The following is a 25,358-nucleotide window of genomic DNA, read 5'->3' on the forward strand; positions in this document are numbered from 1 at the left end:
CTTTTATTATGTAACCTGTTTAGTGGATTTATAAATAATGATACTTTTCTTCATGTAAACGTGTCTTAATCCTCGAATGACGCACCCGTAAAATGAAACGATATAATCCATACATCCCTAGGAATAATCCAAAACAGAAGAGCTCTAAATTCACGTAGTACCATACCCCTTCTCCAAGCGCATCAAGCGGCGTACTTACATCAGGCGTGCCTGCCAGAAACAAGTAATTCGTCCCGATTTGCCGGTTAAGAAAAAATATAAATACAGCATAAAGATTTAAATAACCGAACATCATAAGCAGCGATCGGAAGGTAATCCGTGCAGAGCTGACCAGAATTAAAAATATGCCGGTCCAGGCTAAAGCCATATGGTGCAGAAAAAATTTAAAAAATCTAAAGTGTGGAAAAGAGTAAAACACCTCTGGCGTTAACAACGTTACGATCGGCGGAATAATGCCAATGAAATAAAGAATCTGTACGACGTTGTGACGATAAAAAAGCAGAGCCACTAGCCCAAGTATGGAAGCAATTCCGCATAAGTGAAGCAGAGCATGATCTTCCATATTCCAGTTATTGTTTGCAAGTCCCCATAACGTCTGGCCAATTTCGCCACCAAGCAGCAGAACGAATAATGTCCATCTGATGAATTGCTGAAGCCTGTCATTCTTTTGAAGAGTCTGGTGAAAAATCAGCAATAAAGTGATTCCTGAAAAAAGAATGGCGAGCATGATCAGGTGACTCGATGATAAAAATTCGAACCTGTCTTGTATTTGAATATTAAACCACTCTGGCATCCTATCCTCCTTCCTAACTTCTATTAGGAAATACGTTACCTAACCTTTGTACGATTATCTACTTATATGGTTTCGGATAATTTACCATGGCAACATTTTTTGACGGTTCTCCCCCGCTCTATTAAAATAGGAAAGAACACAAGGAAAGGGGCGTCCCTATGCCGGAGTTAACCATTGAAGATAGAAAGATCCATTATGATTTACATACCAAACCAACGATTTATTACGTAAAAATTTATATGGATGAATTGAATGGAGCTCAAGTTACCGCTCCCGAGAAAAGAAAACCTGAATTAATCGAAGCTTTTCTTCAAAAGAAAGCCGCCTGGATGAGAGAAACATGGGAAAGCCATCATACCGAGCTGTACTATGTCGATCGTCTTTCATTGGAAAAAGGACAGAAAATCAACTATTTAGGCCGCGCTTATCAATTAATCCTGGAGGAAGGAAATGAGTTTAATTTTTCCTTCAGCAAAGGAAAATTCCTTTTTACCTATCCCGAGGATGAAAAAGAGAACCAGGCTAATGAACAGCTGATCACACTTGCGAAAGAGTGGTTAAGGGAAAAATCCGAGAAAAAATTCTCCGATCTTCATTCCAGGACGATTTCATCTGAAGAAGATGCCGCCCGCTTAGGGGAAAAAGGCGAGGATGAGATCGTATTGAATTGGCGGTTGATTCAACAGCCTAAAGAATCCATTCAAGATAAAATCCAGAAACTAATCGAGGAAGAAACGTGTTAGATTATTGATCAACAGTATATTTTCCTGCTTGTAGAGAGAGCCGACTTTCTTTACAAGCTTTTTTTAATCACGCCAATATTCTAATTCATGAAAAGAAAACGTAAGAGAGAGTCCTATTGTTCGGTAAAGCCTGCCCCCTTAATTTAAAGATCCTTTTCGCATGTAACCTACAACAATACAATTTCCTTGTTAGTTCTTCATCCACACCTGCTCAATTATTTGTTGAGGCTCTCTATTCTGATACGCCTCATACACTGGATGCTTGAGGGGGACGTTGAAAGCGACTGACCGGTAACCTGAAAAATGATGCTCGACACTCGAGAGCAATGAGTCATATGAAGCTTCTTCATCCACCGCTTGAAGTTGAAACAAAGTCAGAAATTTATTCAGCTGTTGAGACAGAACCAAATAACCACGAGTTTTACCATTATCTTTGATCGAATAAATTTCCTGATGATCTACGAACGGAATTTTGTTTTGCCAAGGGACAGGCTCTTCCGGAACATCGAGTTCCTTCCATTCACTCAAGGTAATTAACTCAACGGTATAAGAAGCGTCTTCCCTTTCTTCAAACATCATTCTCATCGTCGATAATCGGTCATGTATGGAATACCCGTACTTCTCATATAAACGAATTGCCCCTGTATTATCAGAAATGGCCTCAAGAGTGGATACCTCTACCTGTTTCTCCTTGAAAAGATCCACTGAATGCTGAACAAGTTCACGCCCCACACCTTTCCCTCTATAATCAGGATGAACAGCAGTTCCACCATTATAAGACATTCGCTTCCCATCTACTTGCTGAATACCGTTTAAAATGATTCCGACCGGCGTTTCACCATCATAGGCAACAAACGAATACTCAGGCGATAGTTTCTTCGATGCCATAGTCTGTATAAACTCATCGACCGTCATCTGTATGTCAATGGAATAATCCTGAAACCCTTCATTCATGGCAGTTAGAGCATCATGAATAGAGCAATGCAGCATTGATTTAATGTTCATAATAGTTCCTCCTTCAGGCTTTGCATCAATCTTTCATCAGAAACAAGAGGAGATCTTTATTGCAAGAAACCCCAATTAACCCCATTTTACAATAAATTGTGTAACAAAGATAAGAACAAGAAATCTATTATAAATTTATTAAGGATATCTTGAATACAAGTCTTCCACACCCTCATTCCCAAGGCCTTAAGCATAAAAAAATAGAGAGGCTTCCCTCTCTATTTTTGTCTTAACAATCTCATACTGTTTAGAATAACGATCAAAGCAGCTCCTGTATCACTTAATACCGCCATCCATAAGGTCAAAAACCCTGGGAAAATTAACAGCAGCGCTGCGAACTTCGTAATTAAGGAGAACCATACGTTCTGTTTAATAATCTTTAATGATCTTCGGCTTAACTGAATAGTGTAAGGCAATTTTTCTAAATTATCAGCCATTAATACAATATCGGCCGTTTCCATAGCTGTATCTGTCCCTGCGCCCCCCATGGCAATGCCGAGGTCAGCTGTCGCAAGCGCCGGGGCATCGTTTATTCCATCTCCGACCATCGCCACACTTTTCCCTTCAGCCTGTAGCTTTTTAACAGCCGTTACTTTTTCTTCAGGCATCAGTTCTGAAATGTAGCGGTCCACTCCTGCTGCTTCGGCAACCTTTTTAGCTGTCCCTTCATTATCCCCTGTCAGCATAACCATTTCCTTCAGACCTGTTCTTTTCAGTTTCTGAATGGAGGCGAGTGTAATTTCCCGAATCGTGTCCGCTACTCCTATCACACCTATAATCTCTGTGCGAGTACCGACGATGACGATCGATCCGCCCTCATGCTGGATGGAATGAATATGGTCACTAATTTTATCCAGTGGAATCTCCATCTCTTCGAAAAGTTTAGGGTTTCCGGCAAAGTAGTCGACGCCGTCAATAGTGGCTTTCGCGCCTTTTCCTGCAATGGCCTGGTAATTCAAGCCGTCTTTTACACTGATTTCTCTTTCTTCTGCATAAGCGGTAATCGCTTTAGCAATAGGATGAGTCGAGTGAGCTTCGATGGTATGAGCTATACGGAGCAGCTCGTCAGTCTGGTCGTTCAATGCAAATACTTGAGAAACTCTCGGCTTACCTTCTGTTAATGTCCCGGTTTTGTCAAAAGCAATCGCCTGAACCACACCCGCTTTCTCAAGGAAGGTTCCTCCCTTAATTAACACCCCGTTCTTAGCTGCATTTCCAATCGCAGAAACAATCGCTACGGGCGTAGATATGACAAGAGCACATGGACAGGCAACTACCAGCAGAGCCAGACCTTTATACACCCATTCGCCAAAGCTTCCGAAGCCGGCAAGAGGCGGCAGCACCATCACTAGCAGCGCCAGGCTGAAAACGATTGGTGTATAAACTCTGGCGAAACGATCAACGAAAGCTTGAGTGGGAGCTTTTTTCTCCTGAGCTTCTTCGACAAGGTGAATAATCCCGGCAATCGTCGTATCTTCCACAAGTTTGGTTACGCGGATTTCAAGAGAACCGTGCTCATTAACCGTTCCTGCATAAACCGTGTCGCCCTCCTGTTTATCAACTGGAAGAGACTCTCCCGTAATCGGAGCCTGATTTATGCTGGAAGAACCTGCAACGACCTCCCCATCCAGAGGAAGCTTCTCTCCTGGTTTGACGAGAATCCGATCCTGAACGTCAACACTTTCGACGGGTTTTCTTACCCATTCGTTACCAACCTTCACTGTAGCTTCAGATGGAGCCAGATTAATGAGGCTTCGAATGGAATCCCTTGTTCGCTCAATGGATCTGTTTTGGAGAGTGTTCCCCAGCGCAAACAACCAGACAACCATGGCTCCTTCAAACCATTCACCAATAAGGGCAGCACCTATAGCGGCAGATGCCATGAGGACATTCATATCCAATGACCGGCTTTTTATGGAGTAAAACGCACTTCGAGTCGGCTTATAGCCTCCGATTACGATGGAACCCGCATAAAGCAGTGTGATCAGCAAAGCAGGAAGATTCGTAAAGGACCCTATAAAACCTAAAGCCAGTAAAACCCCGGAAACGGTAGTTCTTATATCCTTTGGTTTCTTCTTTATTTCATTATCTTCGGTTTTTCTTGAGGTTTCCAGAGAAGCTGTAAAACCTGATTTCCCTACTTCCTGAATGATTTCTTCTGATGAAGTATTATGATCAATCTGCATCTTACCGGTAGAAAAGTTCACAGATACTTCATTCACCCGCGGCTGACTGCCCAGATGCTTTTCAATGGTTTTTGCGCAGGAACCACAATCCATTCCTTCAATAAGATAGGTTTGAGTATTCTTCTTATCCTGGACCCTTTCAGCATGGAAGCCTAGTTTTCGTACAAGGCTGGGAACTTCCTGTAATGCTTTCTCATCTTTTGCCTCAATCTTCAGCTTCCCTGTTCCATAGTGGACTTCCACAGTTTGAAAATCAGCCTGCTGCCCCAGACTTTTTTCAATGGTGGCGGCGCAGGAAGGACAGTCCATCCCAGAGACGTTAAAAACGGTTACCCCGGAAGAACTCGAAAGAGATGACTTTGCTGTATGTGTTTCCTGTCTCTCGTCGTTAGAGGTACTATTGCTGCAGCAGCTGGACGTTTCAGATGCTGCTTCTTCAATAGCTGCTCCATTTTCTTTACTGCAGCACGAGGGTGGTTCCTTTAATTGAACGGTTCTATCATCTTCTTTGCTACAGCACGTAGAGGTTTCCGTTGCTTTAACAACTGTTCCGCTTTCCCCGTTTATAGGCGAAGTGTTCTTATTTGAACAGCAGCTGCTTTCTTGCTGTTTTTCTATCTGACTCATATAGCTGCCTCCATTCTCCTTCATTCGTTTCTTTCTTTATTTTTCATGGGCATGGGCCATCGCAATGTTTACTAGCTGATGCACATGTTCATCGGCTAATGAATAAAAGACCAACTTTCCTTCTTTTCGATATTTCGCTAACCCCATGTTTCGTAGTAAGCGTAAATGGTGCGAAGCGGTAGCATTTGTTGCACGAATAATATTGGCTACATCGCAGACACACAATTCTTCTTCTAGCGTTAACGCATAAGCGATCTTTAACCGGGTTGAATCGGATAAAGCTTTGAATATAAGTTCGACTCCCAGTACATCATCCATTTTAGGCTGGACGCGTTCTACCAGCTCTTCATCGTAACAAAACGTATCACATGTATCTTTTTCAACTTTTTTTACTATCTTTTCACTCAAGAATTTCACCTTCATTCAAATAATTGTTTGATTGTTTGTTTATAGTGTATGCTCCATACATCAAAAGAGTCAACCTTTTCATTCAAATAATTGTTTGAATGTCTTCGCATAAGGCTCTGTTAAAGTTTATTGTAAGAGGCTTATTACACAATAGGGCCGTTTACTTTAAGACTCAGTTTCGAGATAAATCGGGGTCCGTTACGATATGAGGAGCGGGCTGGTGGGGAAATAACTCGTCTTGTTCCATCACCCAGACACTCGAGACATAAGCCGTTCACCAACGGCTGGAAAAAACACCATCCTTTTGATGCTCGGCTTATGCTGTTCGTGTCTTTCGGGGTGATTCCACATTTGAACACTTTCCTATGGCCCTACACGACGTAGGGTCGATCGACGTTGCCACAGGACGTGGCGACCTTAGTCGATCCTCCTTTTACCATCAGCTTCCTCGCTCGCTTCACTCCCTGCGGGATCTCACCTAGTCCCTTCTCCCATGGGAGTCTCCTCATTTCCCCATCAACCCAGCCATATCTGATGAACGGACTCTTTTATATGAGAATGGAGCTGACAGTATCAGCCATAAATGCTTTTATAGCAAGTTTCAAATACCTGTACTTGCTAGAAATCTAGCCGTGCTTAAGGTTTATCTTTCCTTATAAAGCTAGGCCAACCGCAGAGGATTGAATAATTTCAACTTTCGCAAGGTTCGAGGGGTTAAGCGTGCCTTCACTATCTGGTGATAGGTAAAAAATCACTCATTTTTTGATAAGCCGCCGTTGATTCCACGATGAGCGTTCGGTGGTGACGCCTGCGGGAACAGCGCGAGCCGAAGATCCACTTGGTCAAGTGTTCTTCTTGACCAAGTTAGCTGAGGCCGTGCCCGCTGCAAGCATCCACCGACAAGCGACTCGTGAGAATCAACACCAATCGTTAACAGCTCTTTTAGATGGAAATGGGGTTAAAGCGAGTCGCTCCCCGCAGGCCCAAACTCTCTCACTAGATATCTCGAAACTGAGTCTTCCAAAAACGGGAGCTTTACTTTTAAATTAACTCGGAAGTTCAACAGAGTCTTACATAAAAAAGCTCAGAGTATCGACTCTGAGCTTCTTCAAATTCGTATATTTTTAAGACTACCTTCCTTTAAACCTTCTTATCCGGTCAACTATGTTGAATAGAGCTGGCAGTGATTAACAATGTATTAAACAAAATTCTCTGCGTCCTCCTTAGACCGCAACACATCCGCTCCCTCCATAAAGCTATGCCCGTAGGCTTCAGCCACTACTTTATACGTTACATAACCATCCTTCTTATCTAAAGCTGATGAAGTGCATCGACTAAAGTGTTTAACAACAATTGTAAATCTTCCTCCTCGATTGTGAGCGGAGGCGACAGGGTGAGAACGTTATTATACCCTGCGACCGTCATCCCGTTCTTTCCTATTAAAATGCCTTGATCCTTGCAATAGCCAATCACCTGACTGACTTTGCTCACTTCGAGCGGCTCCTTCGTCTCTTTATCCTCGACGAGTTCAATTCCTATCAACAAACCCTTCCCGCGGATATCTCCCACATATTTATGGGACTGGAGGCGGTTACTGAGTTCATTTCTCGCGGCTTCTCCAAGCGCCCTGGATCGTTCAAACAGATTTTCTTTTTCCATAATCTCAATATTCTTAAGCGCAACGGCGCAAGCTGCCGGATGACCGCCGAACGTATTGATGTGACGGAAAAAGTCATACGGTTCGCTGCCGCAAAAAGCTTCATAAACCTCTCTCTTCACAGCTGTAGCCGAAAGAGGCAGGTAGGCGCTGGTAATCCCTTTGGCCATTGTAATAATATCCGGCTTGACCCCATAATTCATAAATCCAAATGGCTTGCCTGTGCGGCCGAACCCACAGATGACTTCATCCACGATCATAAGGGCGCCGTGCCGTTCACATACAGCTTTTGCTTCTTTCATATATTGCTCTGGCGGAACGATGACGCCTCCCCCCGTAATGATCGGCTCCATAATGACACCGGCGATCGATTCACTATGTTCCCACGTCATGACTCGATCCATATCCTGTGCTCCCCACTGGTCCTTTTCGCTATGATCATTTCGATATTCATCAGGCGGAGCTACATGCAGGAACCCGGGACCCAGAGGCTCATATTTGTACTTGCGCTGAGCCTGACCCGTTGCGGCTAGAGAACTCGTAGAATTTCCATGATACGCCCGGTATCGCGATATAAATTTAGTCCGGTAATAATCTCCTTTTTGCTGATGGTACTGCCGGACCATTTTAAAAGCTGCTTCATTTGCTTCCGACCCGCTGTTAGAAAAGAAAATCACATAGTCATCGCCTAACAGCTGATTAATCTTCTCTCCTAACTGAATCGCTGACTCATGGCTCTGCGTCATAGGCATATAGGATAACTCTTTCATCTGGTCAAAAGCAGCCTGAGCCAATTCTTCTCTTCCGTATCCAATATTGACACACCACAGGCCAGACATAGCGTCGAGATAACGGTTCCCTTCCACATCCGTAATCCAGGAGCCTTTCGCACTTTTCGCCACCATCGTGTCCTCTGGTTTATAAGGTTTCATCGAATGCCATACATACTTCTCGTCTTTTGCGAGCAGATCGTTCTTCACATCAGCTTTTGTCAACGGAGGAACCCCCTTGAATTAGAAATATAAGGTAATATTTTGAATTATCTTAATTATCTAACATATCCAAAAGACTTTCATTAGACATTGTGTCAAATGCTTAAAAGGTTGCTTTCACACAATGACTACACAACAGCCTGAACCGAGTTTCTTCTATTATATAGCTTCTTAATCCCCGTTCACTCCAGACCGATACCATAAAAAAACACTTATTCTATAGAAGAATAAGTGAACACACGCCTATAAGGGTGGATTAGCTAAAAAGAGTCAGCTGGAAATGGTCTTCTGATACTCATTCGCAAGCAGCGCAAATTCAAGCACCTGTCTTTTTTCCGATTCCATAAAATCGGCACCTAACAGTTTTTCCAGTTTTTCAAGCCGGTGGTATAAGGTTTGCCGCACGACAAAAACTCTGTCCGCCGTTTCTTTTTTGGAGCCGTTGCATGATAAATAAACCCTTAAAGTTTCTAACAAGTTCGCATTGTGCTTCTGATCATATTGAATGATCGGCTCTAAATACTCCTCCACCAGCCCGTTTAAGTTACTATGTTTATGTACGAGAGAGATCAGCCGATACATGTGCATATCTTCATAAAAATATTTAAAATGGCCCGCCGGCATTTTGTTCTGAATCGACAAGGTTTCCTGAGCCGTTTGGAAGCTTTCGTGCAGAAGGTTTAGTTCCCTGACAAACTTACCAACGGCTATTTGGAACGAATCAATGCTTGAATCGTTGAGCAGACTGATTTTCTTCAACCGCTCAATCCCTCGTTTGATTCTAATTTTCCAATCTTCTTCCCCTTTTTTATTAAGCAGAATAAAGGTTAATAAATGACGCTTTTCGACGGCAAAGACGAAGTATCCATTTTGATCGAAGATGTTATGAATCAGCATATTTAAGTACGCCAGGTCCAAATTGTTGTCACGACCCTCGGCCAATTTTAATTTTACAGTAAGGACGACCGCTCCTGAGACCGGTTGATGGATTTTGTAAAAGGATAAGTGGTCTTTAATCTCTTCAGGACTATGCTCACCTTGCAGCCATTCCAGCAGCCATTCGGTTTCCTTCGCTTTCCTCTTCTCCTCCGTGTACAATTCCCGTAATAAATACTGAGCTAAAGCCGTTGCGGTACGGTCCAGGAGAAGGGATTCAAATTCAGTGAATTCCCGGCAGCTGGAGATTAAATAGATGGTGGCAAATTCCCGTTCAAACACTTGTACCGCCTGTTTGACCAGTTGCTTTGATGAGGAATCCTGGATACTGGCAAGCATGGCTTCCCTCTCTTTTTCTCTAAGAGCAGGAATTGTGACGACCCTGTGATCTTTTGCAATATAAATTAACTGGCAATCTACATACTGCTGTAAGTTTTTTAGAATTTCGAAATAGTTATCAATTTTTAACAGGCGTTTATTTAATCGTTGAGAGTAATCTTCTAAGTTCGTAATTAATTCATATTGCTGATTAATTAAGTGCGCATGAATATCCTGAGTAATTTCGACGAATGAAACTTCTTCTTCAAAAACTATAATCGGAAAATCGTGCTCGTCAGCAAGCTGAATCGCTTCATCCGATATGTGATTTATGAAGCTGCCCAGCTCTATGCAGATGCCAGCCACGTTTCGCTGAATCATTTGTTCTAATAAATGCAGAAACAAACGTTCATCGTCTTTCCAGCCAAAACCTGTTGCTAAGACTAATTCGCCGCCCTTCAAATTCTTCCGGACTTCAATCGTTTCAAAAACGTGAACCCACTTCACTTGCCGGTCCATCCCCTTTTGACCAGCCACAACTTTCGCAGAAGCAAAAAGCTTTCGACCCAAAATATTCTCTAACGAAATGCGATACTTCATAGAAATACCCCTCTTCAAACGTACTACAAAGTATTAGAAAAATCTAACTAATTGTGAGAAAATTTTACAAACATAAGAGGATGAGCCTATGCCCATCCTCTTCCTGTCCATCTATTGAACTTCTTTTTGCCGTTGCTGCTGCACTAAAATAGTAGAAAAATATTTACGAGAATCCGGATGAAGAATATGCAGCCGTTCTTTTTTACTTTTTTCCGGGTCGCTCCCCTGATACTCAAACTCTAAAAAGGCTCCGCTCAAATTCTCTGTTACACCTTTAATGGTATAACCCTGCTCTAGTAAAAAATCCATTTTTTCACGTTCGGCTTCAAACTCCTGATAAGTGGACATTGGTCTCCTCCTCGTTAGGCATCGGCTTTAGCTGTAGCTGCTTCTGTTCCAGTTTTCCTGCCTATTTTCTCTTCTGCAAATCCTCCCCCGACATCCCAGTCCCGTCCGACCGTTATGCCCAGGTACTCTTCATCACTGGGATTTTCAATTTCAGCCTGCGGGTGTTTTTTGAAATACCAGTGTTTAGCAAGCAAATAATAAAGAAGGGCCCCGACGCCAAACCCTATAAAGAAGGAATAGGTACTGAAGGTGTACGCAGCGACACTGCCTATTGCCCAGGAAATGACACCCGCCCAGTTGATCCCGCCATCGTAGCGGTACTGGCCCGCGCTCTTATATAGATCATGGACATTCATTCTTCGTTTTCTAAGAAGATAATAATCGGCAAAAATGATCCCGACAATCACGGATAAAATAGCAGCCGCAATAAGTAAAACAGGAATCAGCAGATTGAAGACACTCCACGGCTGAATAACCGTTCCAATCAGACCTGCGATAAATACACCTGCCCAGAACGGAAGCTTAGGTCCGCCGACATTCGAAAAGATAGTAGCTGCCGGAACGATATTAGCCGATACGTTGGTGGACCACTGCGCCAGCACAATCATTAATAGTAGAATACCTAAAACTAATCCGCTCGCCGATTCCTGAAGGGCGACAACCGGGTCAAAGTTCGAGACGGCAATATACGATACCGCGCCAAGGACGACAATGAAGGTCTGCGTCAGTGGCAGACCGACCAGGCTTCCAACCAGAGCCCCTTTGTTTCGTTTCACCCAGTTTCTTTCATGCTTGGGCGCTTTAATAAAACGGGAAATGGAAGAAATATCGGCCGCAAGTGTTGCCCAGTATCCCATGTTACTCACAACGACTACAACAAAAGCCGTGAAGGCTGCTCCTCCAGTAACAGGGCTCTCTACCCACGCCCAAATATCTTTATTTTGGGCTGAAGCTTCCCCTGCCAGATTAAAATACATCCAGACACCGATCAGAATAATGATCGGAGCTGCCAAATCGGCGAATTTCTCGACGGCTTTAATTCCCAGCGCTGTATTGAATAATTGGAATAAGGCAAAAAGGATGTAGCAGACAAACCAGTTGTCAAAGCCGGTCAATATATTTAAGATTCCATTGATTGCTGTAGACCCAAAAAACGTGTTGATTCCAAACCACATGGATGCAGCCAGCCCTCTGACTACAGAGGGGAAATGAGTTCCGAGGGTGCCAAATGGTGCCCTCATATAAACGGGAAACGAAATGCCGTGTTCAATACCGATATCTGCGGTTAGTGTAATGGCAAAACCAATTAACAGCGTTCCAAGCAGTGTTCCAAGCACCACCCAAATGAGTGATATGGATTGTACGCCCGCTCCGCCGATCGCAAAGGCGGCGAGTACAACAGCCATTCCGATCCACATAAATGTAAATCCGAGGGTGCCGATTTTCTTTTCGTGGTGAGGAATAGGCATGAGATCGGGGGACTTTAAATGATTATCTTTTTTATCCATAGATATGGAATCCTCCTATAATGATACCTGTGAATTTTAAATCAGCCGCCCGGCTTTTCATAGTTAACTCTATTAAACTTGATAGTTGATTTTTCAGAAGCATATGAAACAATCGAGCCGTAATGCTGTAAGAATCGAGTTCGAGATAAGTCGGGTCCGATGTCATAGAAGAATCAGGGTTGGGGGGAAATAACTCGCTTTCCTATGGGGGAACGGTGAGCTTCCTCGCTCGTTTCACTCCCTGTGGGATCTCACCTAGTTCCTTCTCCCATGGGAGTCTCGCCATTCCCCCCCCAACCCAACCACAGGAGAATATCGGCCCATTTCAGAATAGAAAATACTTTCCACCTTAACGGGTCGTAAGTGCTTCTAGGACAGGCTATTTTCACATCGTTATAGCATGAAAATAGTCTTACAATCACTGCTTTTTTTCACATCAAGCAGACGATACCTGAAGTGGTTTCGAGTTTCTGATTCGACAAGGTCCGAAGGGGGACGATGAAGACTCCTGTGGGATGAACATGATCGGTGAGACCCCGGAAAGCTTTAGCTTGAGGAGGCTCAGCACATGCCCACGGAAAGCGAATCGTCCCCCGGAGGACCTTCCTCTTAAACCAATACCTCGAAAGCAAGTCTGACGCAATGGGAGCTTTGTTGTAAAATCAACCTTGAGGTTTAACTGAATCTAATGGTTTAAAAGCCGGGCTGCTTTATTCTTGTTATCCGTAAGGCAGGACTAGTTTTGATAAAGTTCTTCCTGAGACTGTTTGAGTTCACCAAATCGGGCACGCTTCAGGTAGTTACCGGATCCAATTTTACCGACAAATTCCTTGTCACGAATGACGAACTCGCCCCGGGACAGCACGCTAACCGGCTGACCGGTTACTTTGATCCCTTCAAAAGGATTGTAATCAGCAGCCATATGACTGGTTTCAACCGATATCGTCCGTTCAATATTCGGATCAAAGATCACCAGGTCAGCATCCGCTCCAACACTGATCGTACCTTTCTGAGGAAAGATTCCAAACGTCTTCGCAATTCGAGTGGAAGTAATGTCCACAAACTGGTTTAAACTAATTCTTCCTTTCTTCACTCCTTCAGAAAATAGCAGGCTTACCCGGTCTTCAATAATTGGACCGCCGTTTGGAATTTTCGTAAAATCGCCTTTTCCTAAATCCTTCTGCCCTTTAAAATCAAAGGAACACTGGTCAGAACCTAATGTTTGCAGTTCTCCTGTTTTCAAAGCATTCCAGAGCACCTCCTGGTTCTTCTTCTCCCGCAGCGGAGGAGACCATACGTATTTCGCCCCTTCAAAATTCGGTTTTTCTAAGTAACTTTGGTCAAGCACTAAGTACTGTGGACACGTTTCCCCTATTACCTGGTAACCTTTCTTCCTCGCTTTCGAAATTTCTTCGACCGCGTTTTCACACGATACGTGCACCACGTAAAGCTGTGAATCCGCAAGGCCGGTTAATTGAGCAGCTCGGCCAGTAGCCTCTCCTTCCGCTTCAGGGGGACGAGTTAACGCATGATAGATCGGATCGGTCTGTCCTTTATCCAGTGCTTTTTTAACTAAGTGATCGATGACATCCCCGTTCTCGGCATGCACCATAACGAGAGCGCCGAGTCTTTTTGCTTCTTCCAGTGTGCGGAATAAGGTTTCGTCATCAGCCTGAAAGACATTTTTGTAAGCCATAAATACTTTAAAAGAGGTAATTCCTTCATCCTCAATGACACTTGGCAGCTGCTCCAGTACGCTGTCATTCATTTCACTGATCATCAAGTGGAAACTGTAATCGATGACGGATTTATCGCGTGATTTTGCGTGCCATTGATCGATTGAATCCTGAAGCGGCTTGCCCTTATTCGTCAGGCAAAAATCGATCACGGTCGTCGTTCCGCCATGGGCTGCAGCAATCGTTCCTGTTTCAAAATCATCCTTACTGACCGTGCCGCCAAACGGCATTTCTAAATGAGTGTGAGGATCAATCCCTCCTGGAAAGACGTAGTGCCCCTTTGCATCGATGACTTCAGCAGAAGAATCAGATAGGTCCTGTCCAATCAGGACAATTTTTTCATTTTCCACCATAATGTCAGCTTTATACGTATCGGATGCTGTAACAATAATTCCATTCTTAATGATTTTCTTCATCATAACCCTCCATGGCATTTATTTTATTTAATCAAGTCCACTTCACAAGATGAGGCTGCACCAATCGCTGTCTGCCTTTCATTCCAAGTCATTGGCGGTTTGCCATTCGCATAGTCCACCATATCGATCGCACCATCAACCGGACAGACGATGGAACACAAATTACAGCCGACGCAGTCTTCCTCACGCACCCTCAGGATATCTTTGCCATTCTCATCTTTCAGCATGTCGATACACTGGTGAGAAGTATCTTCACAGGCAATATGACACTTATTACAGTTGATGCACACATCATTATTGATTTTGGCAACGATCTGGTGATTCAAATCCAAGTTGCCCCAGTCCGAGTACTTTTCTACGGATTTACCTACAAGCTCCATCACCGAATCGATACCTTTTTCATCAAGATAGTTGTTTAACCCATCTTTCATATCCTCGACGATACTAAACCCGTGGTGCATTGCGGCTGTGCAAACCTGCACACCTGTAGCGCCCATAAGCATAAACTCGACGGCTTCCCGCCAGCTTGAAACCCCGCCCATACCCGAAATCGGAACGTTGATTTTCGGATGGCGCGCGCACTCCGCTACCATATTAAGCGCAATTGGTTTTACGGCCGGACCACAGTAGCCGCCATGTGCGCCTTTCCCAGCTACGTTTGGAATCGTATCCCACGTATCAATATCCACTCCGGCCAGACTGTTAATGGTATTAATCATACTTACGGCATCAGCTCCACCATTTACGGCCGCCTGTGCCGTAAAGGTAATATCCGTAATATTTGGAGTGAGCTTGACGATGACCGGTGTTTCCGCTACTTCTTTCGCCCACATCGTTTGTTTTTCCACGAGCTCCGGAACCTGGCCGGACGCCGCGCCCATACCCCGCTCAGCCATTCCGTGCGGACATCCGAAGTTCAGCTCCAGGCCATCCACACCCACTTCTTCGACGCGTTTCACGATTTCATGCCACTTTTCCTGGGTTGGTTCGACCATTAAAGAAGCAATGATCGCATGGTTCGGAAACCTTTTTTTAGTTTCGTAGATTTCTTTTAAATTCACTTCAAGCGGTCGATCGGTGATCAATTCGATATTGTTGAAGCCAGCTACTTTTTGCCCGTTAAAACCAACGGCGGCGAATCGCGAGGTAACGTTCAGAATCGGTTCTCCTAACGTTTTCCAAACGGCTCCGCCCCACCCGGCTTCGAATGCACGCTGGACCTGGTACCCTGAGTTGGTCGGCGGTGCCGATGCCAGCCAAAAAGGGTTCGGAGATTTTATTCCTGCAAGATTTAAACTCAAATCAGCCATATCATTATGCCTCCTGAATAGTAGATTTACATTGCGGCTGTTGGTGCTGGAGCTAACTGTTTGTGGATCGCCATGGCCACTTGTTTCCCCTGCTGGGCGGCTGTCACCACCATCGCTTCCCCCTGGCCTTTAGCGAAGATCACATCTCCTGCAGCAAAAACCTTTGGATTTGATGTTTGCAGGGATTCGGGATCAACTTTGACAACACCGCCTTCGTGCTCCAGGCCGAAGGTTTCAATTAAATCTGAATAGCGCGTCTGACCGATCGCTTTAATGACAGCATCTGTTTCGATGACAAATTCAGAACCTTCCACCGGTGCCGGCCTTCTGCGTCCATCCGCATCCGGCTCTCCTAAAGCCATCTCCACACATTTTAAGTGCGTCACATGACCCGCTTCATTCCCGATAATTTCGATTGGCTGCGTGAGCCAATTGAATTCCACGTTATCCTGTTTGGCAAAATCATACTCAAAATCATAAGCGGTCATTTCTTTTACGGTACGACGGTAGACAATTTTCACATCTGCCGCTCCTTTGCGTGCCGCACAGGTTGCCGCATCAATCGCCGTGTTCCCCGCGCCGACAACCACTACGTTTTTACCCAGCAGATCCTCAGTGAGAGGTCCTGATTTCGTACTCTTAACAAACTCAATGGCATCATGCACACCCTGCAGTTCTTCCCCTTCAATCCCAAGCATCGGGACGTTCCCCATTCCAATGGTCATTACGATCGAATCATACTGCTCGGATAATTCTTGAAAAGTGATGTCGGTTCCGACTCTTGTGTTTGTCCGGATTTCAACGTCCATTTGTCTGACCTGATCGACTTCCCAGCGGGAAATGTCCTGCGGCAGCCGGAACGACACGATGCCGTATGTATCCAGCCCTCCAGCCTCTGCCTCCGCTTCAAAAATCGTCACCTCATAGCCGAACCGGGCAAGTTCCCGGGCTGCTGATAAACCGGCAGGGCCTCCTCCAACAACAGCCACCTTCATGCCGTTCTTTTCCCCCGGCTTGAATAACAGCTGTTCGTTTTTAATGGCCCAATCTGTAGCAAACCGCTGCAGATCACCAATCAGAATCGGCTGCGTGGAGTGGTTTAATACACACGCTCCTTCACAAAGCTCTTCGGTTGGACATACTCGAGCACACGTAGCACCCACTGGATTCGAAGACATGATCGTCGTTGCCGAACCCTTGAGATTACCGGAAGCAATCTTTTTGATAAACTTCGGGATATCAATGCTTGTGGGACATGCCTTAATACAAGGAGCATCATAGCAGTACAAGCAGCGATTGGCTTCTTCCATCGCTTCCTGATTGTTAAGCCCTTCGTGTACTTCCTCGAAGTTGACTTTCAAGTTCTCTAGAGATATTCCTTTGCTTTTTAACTGAGTCAATGCAATGAACCTCCTTTAATAGATACTTGCCAAACGATTCAGATGGATGGCTATACAAAAGAAGTTCTACATAGGGAAAAGAGATCTATTTTCCTTTTTTCTATGCAGAACTTCTACTTGGTTTCTGGATTTTACTGTTATGGCAGAAGCTCGCCCATCTTCTCGTATGTCTCCGGACGGCGATCGCGGTAGAACTGCCACGTATCACGAACTTCACGAATAAACTTCTTATTCATTTCACCGATAATGACTTCATCCTGATCACGACTGCCGGTAGCGACAAACCCTCCTCTAGGATCCACGAGGTAGGACTGGCCATAAAATTCACCCATATTCCAGGGACCTTCATAACCTACACGATTAATGGCCCCTAAATAATAGCCATTGGCTACCGCATGAGCGGGCTGCTCAAGTTTCCATAAGTATTCAGACAAACCTGCTACGGTCGCTGACGGATTAAATACGACTTCTGCACCGTTTAATCCAAGCACTCGTGCCCCTTCAGGGAAATGACGATCGTAGCAAATATACACGCCGACTTTAGCAAACGCTGTATCAAACACGGGATACCCCAGGTTTCCAGGCTTGAAGTAATACTTCTCCCAGAATCCATAACCCTTGTCCCCTACACCCACCTGCGGAATATGATGTTTACGGTATTTTCCTAGGTAAGAGCCGTCTGCATCAATGACAGCCGCTGTATTATAATACGTAGCAATTCCTTCTCTTTCATAGATAGGAAGGACAATGACGACACCTAATTCCTTGGCAAGTTCCTGAAACCGGAGGGTCGTCGGACCATTTGGAATTTCTTCTGCTGCATCGTACCACTTTGAGTTTTGTTCCGAGCAAAAATAGGGGCCATAGAAAATTTCCTGCAAACATATGATTTGCGCCCCTTTTTCGGCTGCCTCACGGACCAGTTTTATATGCTTTTCTATGGATTCCTGTTTGTGTACTTCGACAGGTTCATTTCCATCAACATCGTGAGAAGCTTGTATTAACCCAATTTGGACTTTATCGGACACATAAATTCCTCCTTATGTAATCGGATCCCTGATTTATTTTTTAAGAATGGCTTACAGCCGTGTTAGGATTTCATCGTAACGATCCCTCGAAGATTCACCCCCTCATAATTATTTCGAATTTTCTTTATTTGCTGAATATTTTGTAAGTTACATATACTTTACCTTAATTCTATAATTTTGCCATTATACATTTTGTAAAATGTTATTTGAGAACAACGTTGCGTTTTGTAAAAATAATGGAAGAGGAAGGAGAAATCCGCCCCCTAATGTAGAAAAAGCGGAAGTCTAAAAACTTCCGCTTTTTCCATCTATTAAAACCAGCGCTGGGTCAGCATTTTGCGTTTTGTATAAAAATTCAGGCCATCTTTTCCGTTGGCGTGAAGATCTCCGTAGAAGGATTTTTTATTACCGGAGAACGGGAAGAAAGCCATCGGCGCAGGAACGTTTACATTTACGCCGAGCATGCCCGCATCCATCTCTTCTCTGAACTGCTGCACTGCCTTGCCGCTTGAGGTATAGATTACAGCGCCATTAGCAAATTCGGACTTATTGGCGGTCTCGATAGCTTCATCTAAGGTTTCGGCGCGTACAATGCTTAGAACTGGTGCGAAGATTTCGTCTTTCCAAATTTTCATATCTTCGGTCACGTAATCAAAAATCGTCGCCCCTAAGAAATAACCCGACTCATTTTCACGAAGTTCTACCCGTCCATCACGCACGAGCTTCGCGTTATCTTCTTCTCCAGCTTCAATATAACTAAGTACACGTTCTCTATGGGACTCACGGATTAATGGGCCTAAGTTTGTTTCTTCCGCTAAACCATCCCCTACATTCAACTGATCAGCTGCTTCTTTCAGTTTGGCAACCAGCGGATCAGCGACTTCGCCCACGGCGACAACTACGGAACAAGCCATACAGCGTTCCCCGGCACTGCCGAATGCTGCATTAATAATTCCTTCGACGGACTTATCAAGGTTGCAATCAGGAAGTACGATGGAGTGATTCTTGGCACCGGCAAGCGCCTGCACACGTTTTCCATGGTTCGCCGCGGTTTTATATACATATTCCGCTACGGGCTGGGATCCAACGAAAGATATAGCATCGATCTCTTCATGTTCAAGCAGCCCATTCACTACATCATGAGCACCGTTCACCAGGTTCAGTACTCCTTTTGGCAATCCAGCTTCATGCATGAGCTCCACTAACATTTTGGCAAGAATCGGTGTCCGCTCGGACGGCTTCAGAACAAAGGTATTGCCGCACACAAGCGCCAGTGGAAACATCCATAAAGGAACCATCATCGGAAAGTTAAAAGGAGTGATGCCTCCGACTACACCGACTGGATAACGGTACATTCCGGAATCTATACCTTCAGCGATGTCCGGCAGCACATCCCCCATCATTAAACTCGGCGCCCCGGCAGCGAATTCTACACACTCGATCCCGCGCTGGACTTCACCCGTCGCATCTTTTTTCGTTTTTCCATTCTCCTGGGTTAACACTTTGGCTAATTCATCACGGTTTTCTGTAAGGAGCTGCTGGTATTTGAACATAATACGAGCTCGTTTAGGAACAGGAGTCTTTTTCCAGCTGTTAAATGCCTGCCTTGCTGATTGTACGGCTTTATCTACATCCTCTTTTGATGAAATGGGAACACTTGCGATGATTTCTCCTGTAGCTGGATTAGGTACATTTTCCACTTGCCCACTTTCAGACGAAACCCATTCTCCATTAATAAAATTCTGAATGACCACCTGATTCGACTTCGAGAAAGTTGTCTCCATCTTTTCACCTCAATTGGTAGATTCTGTTCTTTTTTGCTCAGATTTATTATAAATTCAGAATATTTCAACATCAATGGACGAAGTGTCAAATCAATATCTCGTCAAATTGACACTATGCCGGTCTTCGGGGCAGCGTATGAAGAGAAAAGCAAGTATTGAAAAGGAGTTAGCTTCCCTTAAAGAGAGCATGCAAAAAACCGTTCAATCAAATTTTGATCGGACGGTTTTTTTATAGTTAATGTTGATTCTTGCAGGTAAGCTTTTCGGAAGTCTCCGTTTTATGATTGATAGCTGGGAAAGCGAATCTTATTCCATGCCTTGAACACTACCAATTAAATCCGTTGGATACCTCAATTGCGCCGTCAGACACCTCGATTGCGCCGTTAGATTCGATTGCGCCGTCAAACTCCGTTCTTAGCTTTAGCCACAACGTTAAGTAGTTCCGTCGTTATTTCATTTAAATAAACAACAACAAACTTAAGGCCATGACTGCCATACCGGCTACTACTCCATAGATGGATAAATGAGCTTCGCCATAACGGCGCGAGGCTGGCAGCAGTTCATCCAGTGATATGAAGACCATGATGCCGGCGACTCCGGCGAATAAAACCCCGAACATGACATCATTCAAGAACGGCATCAGGACTAAGTAAGCAAGCAAGGCGCCGACCGGCTCGGAAAGTCCACTAAGGAAAGAAAGCTTGAAGGCCTTTTTCTTATCTCCTGTTGCAAAATAGACTGGCACTGAAACAGCGATGCCCTCTGGTATGTTATGAATCGCAATCGCGGCTGCAATCGCGATACCAAGACTGGGATCATTTAATGCTGCGGTGAAGGTGGCGATCCCTTCTGGAAAGTTGTGAATTGCAATGGCGAGTGCCGTGAACGTTCCCATTTTTAGTAGATGAGATTGATCTACTTCTGGCGCAGAAGCCGACATATCTTCCACTTTTTTCACTTCATGTGGATTCCCTGATTTTGGAATCAATCGATCGATAACAGCAATGACCAGCATTCCACCGAAGAAACCGGCAACCGTTATCCACTTACCAGGTACTTCCCCCCATGGCATTCACAAGAGAGTCTTGTGCTTTGAAAAAGATTTCCACCATTGATACGTAAATCATTACACCTGCTGAGAAACCAAGCGCCAATGAAAGGAATCTAGTATTTGTCGTCTTTGTAAAGAAAGCTAGTACACTTCCAATACCAGTGGCTAACCCGGCAAGCAGAGTTAAACCAAAGGCTAATAATAAATTTTCCATTTGTCTCTCCCTTTCTTCTCTGTCTAATCTAGAATCATTGTAAATCAAGTTTTTCCTTAATGCAACTTTTTTAGTTGTAGTTATATTTTATGAGCCTATTAAAAAAATGATACTGAAAATATTAATCTTCTGTTGTACCATATTCGCCTAGTCAGAACTGGTTCCATGAAATGAAAAAGAAGCACAGCCCCCTCGGACTGTGCTTTTCTTTCATTTACGTTTTTTCCGGGTTCGAATTTGTGATGAAGAAGGACAGAATGGCTCCGACGAATGCCATAATGGTCGCGGCCCAGAAGGCTGTATTTACACCTTCGATCTGTCCGCTGGTAGAACTTGAAACTGCGGCATTGGTCATCACAGTGACAAGGATGGCCGTTCCAATGGAACCGGCAATCTGTCTCATCGTGCTCCCCATGGCCGTTCCGTGCGGAATCATTTTTATACTGAGCTGGTTTAAGCCGGCGGTTTGCACAGGCATCATGACCATCGATACCCCGAACATTCGAATTCCATAAACCACGGCTAGGAAAGTGAAGGACGTTGCCGTGGACAGCTGGGTAAAGAATACTGTAGTAATCGTTACAATTGAAAGCCCAATGACGGACAGCCAGCGGGCGCCGACTTTATCAAAAATCCGGCCGGTAATCGGAGACATAATACCCATGATTGCCGCTCCTGGCAGCAGCACGAGACCGGATTCAAGTGCACTGAAGCCTAACATGTTCTGCATGTATAATGGAAGAATCGTCTCGGCCCCGATCATAGCTGCAAATACGAGCATCGCTATAATAGTAGAAAGCGCAAAAATCTTTGATTTGAACACCCGGAACTCTAAGATCGGTTGTTTTAACCGGAACTGCCGCAGAATGAACAGGGTCAGGGTAACAATTCCTACCAATATAGATCCTAGAACTTCAAGGCTTCCCCATCCCCCTGTTCCAGCTACACTAAACCCGTACAGTAAGCCTCCAAAACCGAAGGAGGAAAGGATAATCGAAGGGACGTCCACTTTCGGGAAGGTCCGATCCGTTACGTTTTTAAGTAAGAAATACGCAATAATCATATCGATCAGGGCGATGGGCAGAACGACGAAAAACAGAGATCTCCAGGGAAACTGACCGATTAAATAGCCGGATAAAGTCGGTCCGATTGCAGGTGCGAAGGAAATCACCAGCCCGACCATTCCCATTATTGAACCCCTTTTCTCAACGGGAAAGATGACTAGAAAGACTGTCTGCATCAGTGGCATCATAATACCGGCTCCACCTGCCTGGATCACTCGTCCAGCCATGAGGACCGGGAAGTTGGGAGCCAGTCCTGCCGTCAATGTGCCTATAATAAATATCCCCATAGCCCCTAAAAACAGCCGTCTAGTGGTAAAGGTTTCTATTAAGAATGCAGTAATTGGAATCATAATTCCATTAACAAGCATAAATACGGTGGTCAGCCACTGCACCGTGTTGGCTGTTAAATTTAAATCGGCCATAATATGAGGCAAGGCTGTAGCCAAAAGTGTCTGGTTTAATATAGCTACGAAAGCACCGACAATTAATATCGCTACAATAGAGGTGCGATTTATCGGTTTTCCGTCTTGATCGTGGGAGGTCATCATCTGGCTCCTTTCCTTATAGATTCGTGATCATTAGTCTTTCTAGCGTTTCAGCTTTTGCCGCAATGCTTTGTTCTTCCTTTAATACAGGTAATAGGGCGTTTACGACCGGTTTTCTGACATGCGTCCTTGTGCATTCCTCTTCAACGGCCTCCAGAATATGAAGCGAATCCGCTTTCTGACTTCGCCCCGCAGCCTGCAGTCTCATTTTCATTTCTCGAAGCAGGCGTTCAATTCTTTCTTCCCTGGTTAGCGTTGCCACCGTATCCTCCGTGCTCCCCTCAGTGACCCAGTCTTCAGGTAGTACATGGGTGAGCTTTTCATTATTTTCTACAGCAATTTGCAGGACTTGGGTAATGTAAGCAGCAATGGAAGGAAGTGAAAGTGCTTCGTTTTTTTCCGAAAGGATGAACAAGTATTCTTTCATCAAACCCTGGAACAATAGTACGAGATCATTCATTTTGGTTTCATCGGTTATTGCAAAAGCGTCCCTTAAACTCTGTTTATGCCACAAGAACATCCGCCGATATCCCCGGTCCATCAGCTGCCGGACCTGTGCACCTTCCTTTTCAGGCATCGACCGGAAAAGCAGCTGGATAAAATAATGGTTTTCCCTGAACTCTTCCAGCAGGATCATCACTTTTTGCCGTAACGCTTCAAGGGCTCCCAGAGAATCATCCTCTTTTAACTCTTCCGTACGCTGAGACATTCGCTGGTGGTTATATTCAATCACCTCAATGAGTAGAGTCTGTTTGGATGAAAAGTATTTGTACAGGGTTGCTTTCGACATGCCGCAAACTTCCGCCACATCTTGAACAGAGGTAGCTTCATAGCCTTTTTTGGAAAATAATTGAGCGGCTGATTCCATAATTTGCATCCGTTTTACATCCATACATTCGCTCTCCTCTCATCAAAAACCATTTAGTATTATAAAAACCGTACAGTTTCACAACGTCCATAGTAAGATCGGAAAATAACTATGTCAATCAACCTGCTCCCAATAAAAAAACCCAGGACAACGTTCGCCCTGAGTTTACATAACTATATTATTGTCTAATGGAGAGGGTTAGGATAAGTATTGAAACTTCACTTCCACCTGCGCAGATGTCTTTAATTCTCCCGGTGCAATCGGAACAGCACCGCTGCTTACCATTTCGGCCTGAGCAAACGACCGGGGCGCCGCCCTTCCTCCATCTTTTTCAATGATTTGAATCGGAGTTTGATCAAGCTTAAGATTCATCGTGTTAGCAATTGTCTGAGCACTTGCCAAAGCGTGCCCCAGAGCGATTTGTAACGCCTTTTGATAAGCAGATTGAGGACGCTTAAGGGTGAACTGGATACTGGCTATCCGGTTTGCACCATTCGATACAGCCGTATCAATGACATAACCGGTTTGCTCGACGTCTTCGATTGTCACAGAAAGGATATGTGTCACTTCATATCCTCTGAATACCTGCTTTCCATCTATAAAATCATACTGTGGCGTCACAGAATACTCAGAGGTCTGGATATTCTCCTGCGGGATCCCCGCTTGAACCAGCGCATCGGTGATCTGCTGGATGGTGGAACTGTTCAATGCCTGAGCTTTGCGAATGTCCGTATCCTCATTAACGAACCCTATTTGAGCACTGGCTGTGTCCGGCCGAGTAAGTACTTGGCCCTCGCCATGGACCGTAATTGTACGCCGCCCTTCCTGAGTATCCCGCATCAGCCCCTGATAAGAAAGACTATTCATGTTAGGAGGCCACCTTTCCTTAAGGTCATCTACTATTATTTCATGTGTGCACTTACGAAAATATTCCCTGTGTAAAAATAATCGTGAGAAGAGCACGGCCGTGAGAACGGGGTGCTGCATAGAATAAAAGTATCTCAAAAGCGAGAGGAGTGTTTTTTATGAGTAACCGTCCCAACAACGATCAGCCAAAAAGAAAACCATCACGTACTTCCTGTTGCGGAAAGAAAAGAAGAGGCACGTCCAAATAGCATGAGTAAGAGTCGCAAAGGTGAGATGCGGCTCTTTCATTTGACTCACGCAGCAACAATTCTTGTTACATAAATGTAATACAAATGTCTTACAAAATGCCTTGTATATACATCCATTTGATTGCTATACTTCGTACAGTAAAACTTTTGGAAGGGGATAATCGTCATGAAGAAATCCTGGATTCTACTTTTCTCTGTTGCTTTTTACACCTTAGGAATCTTAAGTTTCAGCCCTAATTCCCAATCAACGATTGCTGCCGAAGAACTGGACAAGCCAGCCGAAACAGCGCAGGAAGTTAACAAAAAATCATCTGAACTTGATACAAAATCGACAACTCATAAACGATTTGAAAAAGAAGACAAGAAACCCTCAGCCTCAAAAGATAAAGAAGAAAAATCTGAAACAGAAGTTAAACGCACGGTAACCGTAGAGGCTACTGCTTATACAGCTTTTTGTGACGGATGCAGCGGCAAAACGTCTACAGGAATTGATCTCCGTGCCAATCCTGACAAAAAAGTAATTGCCGTAGATCCCGATGTGATTCCGCTGGGTTCTAAAGTGAGAGTACCTGGTTACGGGGTGGCCGTTGCCGGCGATATCGGTGCTGACATCGAAGGCCGCCGCATCGATGTCTTCCTGCCAGAAAAAGACGAAGCGTTTGACTTTGGACGCCGCGACGTTCAGGTGGAAATTCTTCAATCTTAA

Annotated in this window: 19 protein-coding genes and 1 pseudogene; 3 read left to right on the forward strand and 17 right to left on the reverse strand. The window is 44.5% G+C overall.

Annotation, left to right across the window (positions count from 1 at the left end; genetic code table 11):
• Window positions 1-28: 28 nt before the first annotated feature.
• Window positions 29-793, reverse strand: coding sequence for a YwaF family protein (locus ACTWPM_RS15895; protein WP_443134003.1), 765 nt, complete (start codon window positions 791-793; stop codon window positions 29-31).
• Between the two features lie 158 nt (window positions 794-951).
• Here ACTWPM_RS15895 and ACTWPM_RS15900 point away from each other — a divergent pair, with 158 nt between their 5' ends.
• On the forward strand, window positions 952-1,536 hold the full coding sequence (locus ACTWPM_RS15900) for a YgjP-like metallopeptidase domain-containing protein (RefSeq protein WP_443134004.1): 585 nt from the start codon (window positions 952-954) through the stop codon (window positions 1,534-1,536).
• Window positions 1,537-1,725: 189 nt separating this feature from the next.
• Here ACTWPM_RS15900 and ACTWPM_RS15905 read toward each other — a convergent pair whose 3' ends face one another.
• The 3 genes from ACTWPM_RS15905 to ACTWPM_RS15915 all read right to left on the reverse strand — a co-directional run bounded on the left by ACTWPM_RS15905 (window position 1,726) and on the right by ACTWPM_RS15915 (window position 5,762).
• Window positions 1,726-2,541, reverse strand: coding sequence for a GNAT family N-acetyltransferase (locus tag ACTWPM_RS15905; protein WP_443134005.1), 816 nt, complete (start codon window positions 2,539-2,541; stop codon window positions 1,726-1,728).
• Window positions 2,542-2,759: 218 nt separating this feature from the next.
• Window positions 2,760-5,354, reverse strand: coding sequence for a heavy metal translocating P-type ATPase (locus ACTWPM_RS15910; protein ID WP_443134006.1), 2,595 nt, complete (start codon window positions 5,352-5,354; stop codon window positions 2,760-2,762).
• Window positions 5,355-5,390: 36 nt separating this feature from the next.
• On the reverse strand, window positions 5,391-5,762 hold the full coding sequence (locus ACTWPM_RS15915; RefSeq protein ID WP_443134007.1) for an ArsR/SmtB family transcription factor: 372 nt from the start codon (window positions 5,760-5,762) through the stop codon (window positions 5,391-5,393).
• A gap of 798 nt (window positions 5,763-6,560) precedes the next feature.
• On the opposite strand from ACTWPM_RS15915, the gene ACTWPM_RS15920 reads away from it, so the two are divergent.
• A complete protein-coding gene (locus ACTWPM_RS15920; RefSeq protein WP_443134008.1) occupies window positions 6,561-6,812 on the forward strand; it encodes a hypothetical protein in 252 nt (83 codons plus the stop codon).
• Window positions 6,813-7,073: 261 nt separating this feature from the next.
• Here the strand turns inward: ACTWPM_RS15920 and ACTWPM_RS15925 are convergent, their stop codons facing one another.
• From ACTWPM_RS15925 to ACTWPM_RS15985, 13 genes and pseudogenes are all read right to left on the reverse strand, one after another.
• Window positions 7,074-8,414, reverse strand: a complete 1,341-nt coding sequence (locus ACTWPM_RS15925) for an aspartate aminotransferase family protein (protein ID WP_443134009.1) — start codon at window positions 8,412-8,414, stop codon at window positions 7,074-7,076.
• 267 nt (window positions 8,415-8,681) lie between these two features.
• A complete protein-coding gene (locus ACTWPM_RS15930; protein WP_443134010.1) occupies window positions 8,682-10,265 on the reverse strand; it encodes a PucR family transcriptional regulator in 1,584 nt (527 codons plus the stop codon).
• Window positions 10,266-10,376: 111 nt separating this feature from the next.
• The gene (locus ACTWPM_RS15935; protein ID WP_443134011.1) at window positions 10,377-10,613 is read right to left on the reverse strand and encodes a hypothetical protein; all 237 of its coding nucleotides are present in this window, start codon (window positions 10,611-10,613) and stop codon (window positions 10,377-10,379) included.
• 14 nt (window positions 10,614-10,627) lie between these two features.
• Window positions 10,628-12,121, reverse strand: a complete 1,494-nt coding sequence (locus ACTWPM_RS15940; RefSeq protein ID WP_443134012.1) for an NCS1 family transporter — start codon at window positions 12,119-12,121, stop codon at window positions 10,628-10,630.
• A 736-nt stretch (window positions 12,122-12,857) separates the two neighbouring features.
• Window positions 12,858-14,273 carry a dihydropyrimidinase gene (gene hydA, locus ACTWPM_RS15945; RefSeq protein ID WP_443134013.1) on the reverse strand — a complete coding sequence of 472 codons (1,416 nt, stop codon included), beginning with the start codon at window positions 14,271-14,273 and terminating at the stop codon, window positions 12,858-12,860.
• A gap of 23 nt (window positions 14,274-14,296) precedes the next feature.
• On the reverse strand, window positions 14,297-15,583 hold the full coding sequence (gene preA / locus ACTWPM_RS15950) for an NAD-dependent dihydropyrimidine dehydrogenase subunit PreA (protein WP_443134014.1): 1,287 nt from the start codon (window positions 15,581-15,583) through the stop codon (window positions 14,297-14,299).
• A gap of 26 nt (window positions 15,584-15,609) precedes the next feature.
• Window positions 15,610-16,983 (reverse strand): NAD(P)-dependent oxidoreductase, encoded by a 1,374-nt coding sequence (locus ACTWPM_RS15955; RefSeq protein WP_443134015.1) that lies wholly within the window; start codon window positions 16,981-16,983, stop codon window positions 15,610-15,612.
• Between the two features lie 137 nt (window positions 16,984-17,120).
• Window positions 17,121-18,011, reverse strand: a complete 891-nt coding sequence (locus ACTWPM_RS15960) for a nitrilase-related carbon-nitrogen hydrolase (protein WP_443134016.1) — start codon at window positions 18,009-18,011, stop codon at window positions 17,121-17,123.
• A gap of 311 nt (window positions 18,012-18,322) precedes the next feature.
• Entirely contained in the window at window positions 18,323-19,795 is a 1,473-nt protein-coding gene (locus ACTWPM_RS15965; RefSeq protein WP_443134017.1) for a CoA-acylating methylmalonate-semialdehyde dehydrogenase, read from the reverse strand.
• A gap of 457 nt (window positions 19,796-20,252) precedes the next feature.
• Window positions 20,253-21,060: pseudogene (gene zupT / locus ACTWPM_RS15970) on the reverse strand (zinc transporter ZupT).
• Window positions 21,061-21,274: 214 nt separating this feature from the next.
• A complete protein-coding gene (locus ACTWPM_RS15975) occupies window positions 21,275-22,672 on the reverse strand; it encodes an MDR family MFS transporter (RefSeq protein WP_443134018.1) in 1,398 nt (465 codons plus the stop codon).
• Window positions 22,673-22,685: 13 nt separating this feature from the next.
• The gene (locus ACTWPM_RS15980; protein WP_443134019.1) at window positions 22,686-23,561 is read right to left on the reverse strand and encodes a TetR/AcrR family transcriptional regulator; all 876 of its coding nucleotides are present in this window, start codon (window positions 23,559-23,561) and stop codon (window positions 22,686-22,688) included.
• Between the two features lie 174 nt (window positions 23,562-23,735).
• A complete protein-coding gene (locus ACTWPM_RS15985; RefSeq protein ID WP_443134020.1) occupies window positions 23,736-24,404 on the reverse strand; it encodes an SIMPL domain-containing protein in 669 nt (222 codons plus the stop codon).
• A 414-nt stretch (window positions 24,405-24,818) separates the two neighbouring features.
• On the opposite strand from ACTWPM_RS15985, the gene ACTWPM_RS15990 reads away from it, so the two are divergent.
• A complete protein-coding gene (locus ACTWPM_RS15990) occupies window positions 24,819-25,358 on the forward strand; it encodes a 3D domain-containing protein (protein WP_443134021.1) in 540 nt (179 codons plus the stop codon).

The sequence above is a fragment of the Halobacillus sp. K22 genome (assembly GCF_052246795.1).
Lineage (GTDB): Bacteria > Bacillota > Bacilli > Bacillales > Halobacillaceae > Halobacillus.

Excerpts from the sequence above, each read along its gene's own strand:
- ACTWPM_RS15905 (WP_443134005.1), bottom strand. The coding sequence starts at position 2,541 with ATGAACATTAAATCAATGCTGCATTGCTCTATTCATGATGCTCTAACT.
- ACTWPM_RS15935 (WP_443134011.1), bottom strand. The coding sequence starts at position 10,613 with ATGTCCACTTATCAGGAGTTTGAAGCCGAACGTGAAAAAATGGATTTT.
- ACTWPM_RS15930 (WP_443134010.1), bottom strand. The coding sequence starts at position 10,265 with ATGAAGTATCGCATTTCGTTAGAGAATATTTTGGGTCGAAAGCTTTTT.
- ACTWPM_RS15975 (WP_443134018.1), bottom strand. The coding sequence starts at position 22,672 with ATGATGACCTCCCACGATCAAGACGGAAAACCGATAAATCGCACCTCT.
- ACTWPM_RS15990 (WP_443134021.1), top strand. The coding sequence starts at position 24,819 with ATGAAGAAATCCTGGATTCTACTTTTCTCTGTTGCTTTTTACACCTTA.
- hydA (WP_443134013.1), bottom strand. The coding sequence starts at position 14,273 with ATGAAGAAAATCATTAAGAATGGAATTATTGTTACAGCATCCGATACG.
- preA (WP_443134014.1), bottom strand. The coding sequence starts at position 15,583 with ATGGCTGATTTGAGTTTAAATCTTGCAGGAATAAAATCTCCGAACCCT.
- ACTWPM_RS15900 (WP_443134004.1), top strand. The coding sequence starts at position 952 with ATGCCGGAGTTAACCATTGAAGATAGAAAGATCCATTATGATTTACAT.
- ACTWPM_RS15940 (WP_443134012.1), bottom strand. The coding sequence starts at position 12,121 with ATGGATAAAAAAGATAATCATTTAAAGTCCCCCGATCTCATGCCTATT.
- ACTWPM_RS15895 (WP_443134003.1), bottom strand. The coding sequence starts at position 793 with ATGCCAGAGTGGTTTAATATTCAAATACAAGACAGGTTCGAATTTTTA.
- ACTWPM_RS15965 (WP_443134017.1), bottom strand. The coding sequence starts at position 19,795 with ATGGAGACAACTTTCTCGAAGTCGAATCAGGTGGTCATTCAGAATTTT.
- ACTWPM_RS15980 (WP_443134019.1), bottom strand. The coding sequence starts at position 23,561 with ATGGATGTAAAACGGATGCAAATTATGGAATCAGCCGCTCAATTATTT.
- ACTWPM_RS15910 (WP_443134006.1), bottom strand. The coding sequence starts at position 5,354 with ATGAGTCAGATAGAAAAACAGCAAGAAAGCAGCTGCTGTTCAAATAAG.
- ACTWPM_RS15985 (WP_443134020.1), bottom strand. The coding sequence starts at position 24,404 with ATGAATAGTCTTTCTTATCAGGGGCTGATGCGGGATACTCAGGAAGGG.